General features: G+C 38.3%; 7 protein-coding genes and 1 pseudogene. 6 read left to right on the top strand and 2 right to left on the bottom strand.

Going from position 1 to position 8,206, the window contains the following annotated elements:
• The first annotated feature begins 290 nt into the window (after nt 1–290).
• The 3 genes from V7137_RS24140 (at nt 291) to V7137_RS24130 (ending at nt 3,707) form a co-directional block, all read left to right on the top strand.
• Nucleotides 291–1,793, top strand: coding sequence for an aminotransferase class V-fold PLP-dependent enzyme (locus V7137_RS24140; protein ID WP_335700423.1), 1,503 nt, complete (start codon nt 291–293; stop codon nt 1,791–1,793).
• Between the two features lie 154 nt (nt 1,794–1,947).
• Nucleotides 1,948–2,436 carry a L,D-transpeptidase family protein gene (locus tag V7137_RS24135; protein ID WP_335700422.1) on the top strand — a complete coding sequence of 163 codons (489 nt, stop codon included), beginning with the start codon at nt 1,948–1,950 and terminating at the stop codon, nt 2,434–2,436.
• Nucleotides 2,437–2,765: 329 nt separating this feature from the next.
• Nucleotides 2,766–3,707 carry an ATP-grasp domain-containing protein gene (locus V7137_RS24130; RefSeq protein ID WP_335700421.1) on the top strand — a complete coding sequence of 314 codons (942 nt, stop codon included), beginning with the start codon at nt 2,766–2,768 and terminating at the stop codon, nt 3,705–3,707.
• A gap of 79 nt (nt 3,708–3,786) precedes the next feature.
• Here the strand turns inward: V7137_RS24130 and V7137_RS24125 are convergent.
• Nucleotides 3,787–4,029 (bottom strand): annotated as a pseudogene (locus V7137_RS24125) (YceI family protein); the annotation flags it as partial.
• A gap of 245 nt (nt 4,030–4,274) precedes the next feature.
• Between V7137_RS24125 and helD the strand changes: the two are divergent.
• Both helD and V7137_RS24115 read left to right on the top strand, forming a co-directional pair.
• Nucleotides 4,275–6,614: an RNA polymerase recycling motor HelD gene (helD, locus tag V7137_RS24120; protein WP_335700420.1), complete on the top strand. Its 2,340-nt coding sequence runs from the start codon at nt 4,275–4,277 to the stop codon at nt 6,612–6,614.
• Between the two features lie 122 nt (nt 6,615–6,736).
• Complete coding sequence (locus V7137_RS24115) at nt 6,737–7,351, top strand: DUF2238 domain-containing protein (RefSeq protein WP_335700419.1); 615 nt, start codon at nt 6,737–6,739, stop codon at nt 7,349–7,351.
• A 60-nt stretch (nt 7,352–7,411) separates the two neighbouring features.
• Here the strand turns inward: V7137_RS24115 and V7137_RS24110 are convergent, their stop codons facing one another.
• Nucleotides 7,412–7,546, bottom strand: coding sequence for a BA3454 family stress response protein (locus V7137_RS24110; RefSeq protein WP_335700418.1), 135 nt, complete (start codon nt 7,544–7,546; stop codon nt 7,412–7,414).
• A gap of 179 nt (nt 7,547–7,725) precedes the next feature.
• On the opposite strand from V7137_RS24110, the gene V7137_RS24105 reads away from it, so the two are divergent.
• On the top strand, nt 7,726–8,190 hold the full coding sequence (locus tag V7137_RS24105) for a GNAT family N-acetyltransferase (protein ID WP_335700417.1): 465 nt from the start codon (nt 7,726–7,728) through the stop codon (nt 8,188–8,190).
• The last annotated feature ends 16 nt before the right edge of the window (nt 8,191–8,206 follow it).

The raw sequence follows: 8,206 nt of genomic DNA, 5'->3' as shown, positions 1-8,206 counted from the left end.
TATTCGGGTTACAGTTCAGATTAGGCTGCTTTTTTATTTGGAGAAAAAATGACTGCTTAGTATTCGTAAGATTTATGTAAGATTTGATTAATAAAAAATAAAAGAAAAGAATGCTGACTAAAATAAGTCTTAGGATGATATAAACATTAAACTTTTTAACTAAATTGTAGGATAACTAGAAGAGCAGCCCTATATTATGGTTGCACTTTTTTAGATGTCGTTAAAGAAACAGTACTATAGTGTCCTGCATATATTAATAACAGGATTTAAAATTGTGAGGTGTGAAACAGATGATCACCGCTAAAATTGGCAGTAAAACCTATCGAATCCCGGATAACCTTGAGGAATATTTTCAACCGTTTCGCTCACAAGTAATTGGGATCAACCAGGAATTTGAATCCCCTTATGGGAATAAGAAAATCATCTATGCGGACTGGACGGCAAGTGGTCGTCTTTATCGCCCAATCGAACGGAAGATTTCTGAGGTGTTCGGACCTTTTATGGCAAATACACATACAGAATCAAATATAACCAGCTTAATGATGACGGGTATATATAATCAATCCAAAAAAATTATTAAGGAACATGTAAATGCCGACAAGCATGATGCCCTGATCCTGGATGGATTTGGGATGACCTCAGTCATGAATAAGTTTCAGAGACTATTAGGAATAAGAGTACATGAACAATGGAAATCGCGTCTGCATCTATCGGAAAGTGAGAGACCAGTTATTTTTATAACACATATGGAACATCACTCCAACCAAACATCCTGGCTCGAGACACTGGGGGATGTAGTTATTTTACCTCCGGACGAGGATGGAGGCGTGGACTGTAATCAGCTGGTCGCGTTGCTGCATCACTATAAGAACAGGCGAATGAAGATTGGTTCTTTTACAGCATGCTCCAATGTTACAGGAATTCAAACCCCGTATCATCAATTAGCAAAAATTATGCATCAACATGGCGGCATCTGCCTAGTGGATTTTGCTGCATCTGCCCCATACGTAACCATTAATATGCACCCAAAGGACCCTTTGGAAAAACTTGATGCTATCTTTTTCTCTCCTCATAAGTTTTTAGGGGGACCAGGAACTAGTGGAGTTTTGGTATTTGATACTCGATTATATGCTAATCACGTTCCAGACCATCCAGGGGGTGGAACTGTGACATGGACGAATCCATGGGGTGAGCACAAATATTATTCCGATATCGAACTTAGGGAAGATGGAGGGACACCTGGAATACTACAAGCGATTCGAACCGCTCTATGCTTAAATTTGAAAAATCAAATGGGTGTAGACAATATCTTAAAAAGAGAAAAGGAACAGTTAAGTATTTTATTACCTAGATTAGTAGAAATTCCAGGACTTCATTTATTAGCTGATCATAAAACCGAACGTCTCGGTATAGTTTCTTTTTATATTGAGAATATCCATTACAATTTAATTGTCCGCCTGCTTAATGACCGGTTTGGGATTCAAGTAAGAGGCGGATGCTCTTGTGCAGGGACCTACGGACATTATCTCCTTCATATTGATAAACAATCCTCAATGCAAATTACTGACAAGATTAACCAGGGGGACTTGTCGAAGAAACCAGGATGGGTGAGGTTCTCTTTACATCCGATTATGACTAACGAAGAAATCATGTTGTTTGTTAATGCTATTAGTGAAATCACCTTAAACATTAATGAATGGAAAAACGATTATCGATATGATAAGGGAAGCAATGATTACTTTTATGTCAACCACATAAGAGCGGATATGGCTCCACTATTTAGATTTGAATAATGCCATAGTCGAGAGAAAACCCCGGACAGCAGCCTTTTTATGTATGATTATGACCTGAAAATTTCGAGCAAAAAGCATGCATTTAGAACCTATCCTAATTAGGTTACCCACTAACTTGATTGGGCATATGCTATCACGAGAAAGGTGGGATTGCATGATTCATACAGTTAAGCCTGGTGAGACGCTGGGTATTATCTCTGCTAATTATCGCGTTAGCCTCCAACGCCTCTATGCAGCTAATCCTGGGGTCGGGCATTTACATGTGGGCCAAAAAATTCAAATTCCAGGCCTGCCTGAGCCTTCTACTATACCCTATTCCATTCAAATATCTGTTGGTAACCGAAGACTTACTTTATACAACAATGGCAGACTAGTAAAAATTTTTCCAATCGCAGTAGGGAAGATGCTGACGAATACTCCGGCAGGAGAATTCGTCATTGTTAATCGACAGTATAATCCAGGGGGACCATTTGGTGTATTATGGCTTTCCCTTTCCAAACAAGGATACGGGATTCACGGCACTAACAATCCAAGTTCAATTGGAAAAGCCGTGTCACATGGCTGTGTGAGAATGTATAATCGGGATGTATTGCAGCTCGCTGAAATGGTTCCGAATGGTACTCGAGTCATTATTCGTCCCTAAGTGAAAAAAAGGCAGATTCTCGAATCAGCCTTTTTTTATTTTGTCTGTGTTATACGAGAATGTTGATTTGCGCTCCATCAGCTTCGCTTTCCGCGGGCGTTTCGGGGAGGCTCCCCGGCCTTTAGCTCCTGCGGGGTCTCCACAGCCCCGTACTCCCGCAGTAGACTCGCACCTGGAACGTAGATCAACGTGACTAAAATATCACAAATACATTTAACACAGCCTTTATTTTATATAACAAATCGTTTATTTGATCCATACCTTCACAAATTGGCGAATCAAAATTATAATTTAATATAAAGCATTATACAGAGGGGGTACTTTTCTTTTTGAAAAAAGTATATATCATCCATGAAAATAGCGACTGGACCATTCATCTAACAAAGCGTTTAGAGGAAAAAGGAGTGCCCTATGAAGAATGGCATCTTGACAGCGGACGTCTTGATCTTTCAAAAGAACCTCCAGAAGGGGTTTTTTATAACCGAATGAGTGCTTCCTCACATACAAGAGGGCACCGCTTTGCACCCGAATTTGCTGCACAAGTTCTCGCCTGGCTTGAAGCACATGGTCGAAAAGTTTTTAACGGAACACGCGCACTTCAGCTGGAAGTTAGTAAGGTTATTCAATACTTAGAACTAAATAAATTTGGGATTCAAACACCGCGAACAATTGCTGCGGTAGGGAAGGAGCAAATCCTTGAGGCGGCAGTTGAATTTATGGGTAAACCTTTTATTACAAAACACAATCGAGCAGGGAAAGGGTTGGGTGTTCAGCTTTTTCAATCCTTAGAGGGATTAAAAACCTATGTAGAGGGACCTGCTTTCGAAGAACCAGTAGACGGCATAACATTAATTCAAGATTACATACAAGCACCGGAGAGCATTATTACTCGCTGTGAATTTATCGGTGGGAAATTCGTATATGCAGTCAAGGTAGATACGGCGGAAGGTTTTCAATTATGCCCGGCTGATGCCTGCCAGATTGGTGATTTATTCTGTCCCGTTGGAGAGGAAAAGGGTGAGAAACCAAAGTTTGAAATTATTGCTGGTTTTTCAGACCCGATTATTAAAAAGTATGAGCGGGTACTGGCTGCAAATCAGATTCAAGTGGCTGGAATCGAATTTATTCGAAATACAGCAGGAGAAATTTATACTTATGACATCAATACGAATACGAATTATAATTCGGAGGCAGAAGCGAAAGCAGGAAAATTTGGAATGCTAGAGCTTGCTAATTTGTTGAAAGTAGAACTTGACCGATTAATTGTTTAGTTTTAGGTGTATTCAATAAAAAATTCAGGCGTGGATTCCTCTGTGATTCACGCCTGAAACTTTATGTGTTCAACCTTAATTATTCTGCTTTTGCTGCTTGAATTTGAAGGTTGATTTTTACTTTATCAGCAACAAGGACGCCGCCAGTTTCAAGAGCTGCATTCCAAACGAGGCCATATTCAGAACGATTAATCGTACCTTCTGCACTGAAGCCAACCTTTTCATTTCCCCATGGATCTTTTCCTTGACCTTCAAAAGTAACCACAAAAGTTTCTGGTTTTGTTACACCACGAAGAGTTAAATCACCCGTAACATAGTATTCACCATTAGCATGAAGGTGTGTTAGGAGACAATGTCCAAGGACATTTAGACAATAAAAAAACGCCCAAAAGACGTTTGTAATTAAAAGTGAAAAAATCTCCTTGAAAATGCAGTGGGAGCATGATAGAATGACAGTTGGCATAAATATTTATTTATGCGATTGTTTAAAATTTATCTATTATAACATTATCACAATTCTATTCGGTTGTCAACAATTGACCAAAACTTTATCTGGAGAGTGGTTGGATGAGCGATTTACAAAGCAAAGACTGGCAAATGGAACAAAGAAGAGTTACTTCAGTTGTAAATGAAATCGATAAAAAGATAAATAAGTTAAAATCAAATGCTGGAAAGGTAAACGCTGATGTACTCGAGATTCGAAAAGAATTTTGGGAAGATGTAACTGTCAATTTAGATGAACCGGATGACGTAATAGAAACGGCAGCAAGCATCAAACAACAGGTTGAATTGCTCTCTGAACGGGAGCGGACCCATAAACAGTTGGATAAACATCTCAATACGCTGTCTAGGTTGAAGTATTCGCCGTACTTTGGTCGAATCGATTTTTTAGAAGAAGGGGAAGCAGCAACGGACCAGGTATACCTTGGAATTGCATCCTTGATGGATGAACATGATGAAAATTTCTTGATTTATGACTGGCGGGCACCAATATCGAGCCTTTATTATGATTACTCACCAGGACCAGCTCAATATAATACCCCCGAAGGAACGATTGAAGGGGATATGAACCTAAAGCGTCAATTTATTATTAGGTCCTCAGAAATTAAAGGGATGTTTGATACAGGGGTAACCATTGGAGATGAAATGCTTCAGGAGGTCCTTGGGAACAACGCGAGTACTCAAATGAAAAGCATTGTTGCCACCATTCAACGTGAGCAGAATGAAATTATTCGCAATGAACGTTCAAAAATAGTGATCGTCCAAGGAGTTGCAGGAAGCGGTAAAACCTCTGCGGCCCTTCAACGGGTTGCCTACCTGCTCTATCGTTATCGTGGGACCTTAAACTCAGAAAACATTATGTTATTTTCGCCTAACCCTCTATTTAATAGCTATGTAGCCACGGTTTTACCGGAGCTTGGAGAAGATAATATGCAGCAATCCACCTTTCAGGAATATTTAAATTCTCGATTAGGGAAGGAATTTAATGTGGAAGACCCGTTTACACAAATGGAGTATTTGCTAAGTGGGAATGAGGAAAATGATTATCATGTAAGAGTGGAGGGGATCCGCTTTAAAGCAAGTCTCGATTTTAAGAATATCATCGAACGTTACGCCAAAGGATTAGCGAAAAAGGGACTGATTTTTAGGGATTTAAAATTCAGAGGAGATGTTTTGATTTCTAAAAAGGAGATCCATGATTATTTTTATTCGTTGGATGAAAACATTACCATACCTAACCGGATCAAGCTTGTTAAGGAATGGTTGTTAAGGGATTTAAAGAGAAAAGTAAGACAAGAGTGCTCGAGGAGTTGGGTGGAGGAAGAAATCCAATATCTCGAAAAAGAAGATTTTATGGAGGCATTTAAAAAACTTCAGGAAAAAAATCAATTTTCCGATAATACATTTGATGATTTTGAACGGGAGCAAAAACTATTGGCAGAAATGGTGGTAAAAGAGAAGTTCAAGCCATTATTTACACGAGTAAAAAGTTTACGGTTTATTGATGCTCCTCGTGTTTACGGCCAGTTATTCAAAAAAGGAGAATACATGGAAGAAAGTCTGCCAGTTGAATGGGAGCAAATTTGCAGACAGACTGTGGAAAAATTAAATCAGATGGATATTCCATATGAAGATGCCACCCCATATGTATACCTGCAGGATTTAATTGAAGGACGTAAGTCAAAAACGGCGATACGGCATATTTTCATTGATGAAGCACAGGATTACTCACCATTTCAGTTTGCTTTTATTCAACAACTATTCCCGTATAGCAAAATGACATTGCTAGGTGATTTTAATCAAGCAATATTTTCTGGTGCCACTGGTGCGGAAACTGTTTTCTCCGACCAAAGCCTCGCGGGAGATGAGATCGAATCGTTTGTTCTTACAAAAACCTATCGATCAACCAAGGAAATTGTCAACTTTACCAGTACCTTGATTGAGGGTGGGGAAAATATTGAACCCTTTAACCGTAAGGGTAGAAAGCCGGTAGTTACTGTCGTTAACGATGATAGCATCACAGAATTACTTGTCAGAAAAATAAACGAATTTCAAAAAGAAGGACATCGAACCATTGCTGTCATATGCAGAACGGCTGATGAAAGCAAAAGGGCCTTTGAAGCACTCAAGAACGAGATTCAGCTTCATCTGATTGAAAAAGGAACGATCTCTTATGAAAAAGGAATTCTGGTCATTCCTTCCTATCTTGCGAAAGGGATTGAATTCGACGCGGTTATTTTGTACGATTGTTCCCAATACAAGGAAGAAAGCGAACGAAAATTATTTTATACAGTCTGTACAAGGGCTATGCATGAACTTCACCTGATTACTACTTCAGGGATTAGTCCCCTAATGGAGAAAACTCCAAATGATGCCTACACATTCGAACAACCAAGTGAAATCTAATGAAAAAGAAACTGTATGTCTCGTTATCGAAACATACAGTTTCTTTTAGGATTAATAAGAGTATTTTCTTTGCTGATTTTATACAAGCTATCGACAAATGAACACGGAAATGGGGTATCCAATTGCTAAAGGAACATCGAAATCTCATTGTTTTTCTATTACTATTTTCCACTGTCCTTGTTTGGTCTGCAATTAATCCGAATGATCGCTTCACTTGGTGGCTTGAAGTGATTCCGGCTCTGATAGGTGTATTAATATTATTATTTACCTATCGTTTCTTTCAATTTACAACACTTGTTTATTTATTAGTCCTCATTCATTCTTCGATCTTATTTATTGGCGGGCATTATACATACGCCCAAATGCCGTTGTTTAATTGGTTTAGAGATATTTGGGACTTAGATCGCAATTATTATGACCGGCTAGGCCACTTTGCTCAAGGATTTATCCCGGCAATTATAATCCGTGAATTATTGATCAGAACTTCACCATTGCACCATTCCAAATGGCTTTCAGTCACGGTAGTGTGTATGTGTTTAGCCATAAGTGCTATCTATGAATTAGTAGAATTTACTGTGGCTTTGTTGACAGGAGAAGCCGCTGAGGCCTTCTTAGGTACGCAGGGAGATGTCTGGGATACCCAATGGGATATGCTGTTAGCCTTAATTGGAAGTATCATATCTTATTCCACTTTACGATCGATTCATTCCCGTCAAATTCAAAAAATAGTAACGTAAAGTCGCAAAAACTCAAAAAAAAAACAGCATAATCTTGATTTGCTGTTTTTTTGAGTTTATTTATTTCTTCCATTGCTTTTGTACTTGCTCTAATGCAAGTTGGAATATTTCATCTTCTGATGTTTCCCGATGGGCAATGACATTCGTTAAATAGCTTTTTCCTTCAAATTTAACAGTTACTTCAACCTGGACCATAATTAATTCTCCTTTTCTATACAATTGAGTAAATAGTGTAATTAAAAATTACACAATGATTAAAACGTATTTAGCAATTTAAAAAATTATGACATTAATTGTTCGACAAACGATACTTAGATATGCAGTTTTGATATAATCATTTTAGAAAAACGATAAAATGGAGGTTACCGATTTTAATGCATTTTGAAGAGGTTAAAAAAGAAACGTTGTATATTGCGCTCGAAATGATTAACTCGAATCCAGAATATAATATTTTTGAAAATGGCAAAGAGGCAAGAACACTAGCTGACATGGAAAATGAATTCTTAAATCCCAATACAATTAGTGCATTTATAAAGCTTGATGATACCTATATTGGAATTACCGATTACTTATTAGAAAATCCGAAGGACCAGTACCCTTGGCTTGGTCTATTACTATTGCATGGTGATTATCAAGGATATGGTTTTGGTGCACAGGCATATGCATTATACGAAAATGAGATGCTGAATCGAGGTAAGAAAGCTGTTAGAATTGGTGTGTTAAAAGAGAACATCCGAGCACAACGCTTTTGGGAAGCATTAGGATTTAACCATTATAATACAGCGACAATGCAAAATGGAAGTGGTATTTTTTGTTATGAAAAACAAATCGGACAATAACTGCCAACCTAGAAAT

The sequence above is a fragment of the Neobacillus drentensis genome (assembly GCF_036962765.1).
Taxonomy (GTDB): domain Bacteria; phylum Bacillota; class Bacilli; order Bacillales; family Cytobacillaceae; genus Neobacillus; species Neobacillus drentensis_C.
Note: the sequence above shows the minus strand (reverse complement) of the source record. Positions and strands in the feature narration are given on the sequence as shown.

Coding starts and splice junctions, on each gene's coding strand:
- V7137_RS24110 (WP_335700418.1), bottom strand. CDS start 7,546: ATGGTCCAGGTTGAAGTAACTGTTAAATTTGAAGGAAAAAGCTATTTA.
- V7137_RS24140 (WP_335700423.1), top strand. CDS start 291: ATGATCACCGCTAAAATTGGCAGTAAAACCTATCGAATCCCGGATAAC.
- V7137_RS24105 (WP_335700417.1), top strand. CDS start 7,726: ATGCATTTTGAAGAGGTTAAAAAAGAAACGTTGTATATTGCGCTCGAA.
- helD (WP_335700420.1), top strand. CDS start 4,275: ATGAGCGATTTACAAAGCAAAGACTGGCAAATGGAACAAAGAAGAGTT.
- V7137_RS24135 (WP_335700422.1), top strand. CDS start 1,948: ATGATTCATACAGTTAAGCCTGGTGAGACGCTGGGTATTATCTCTGCT.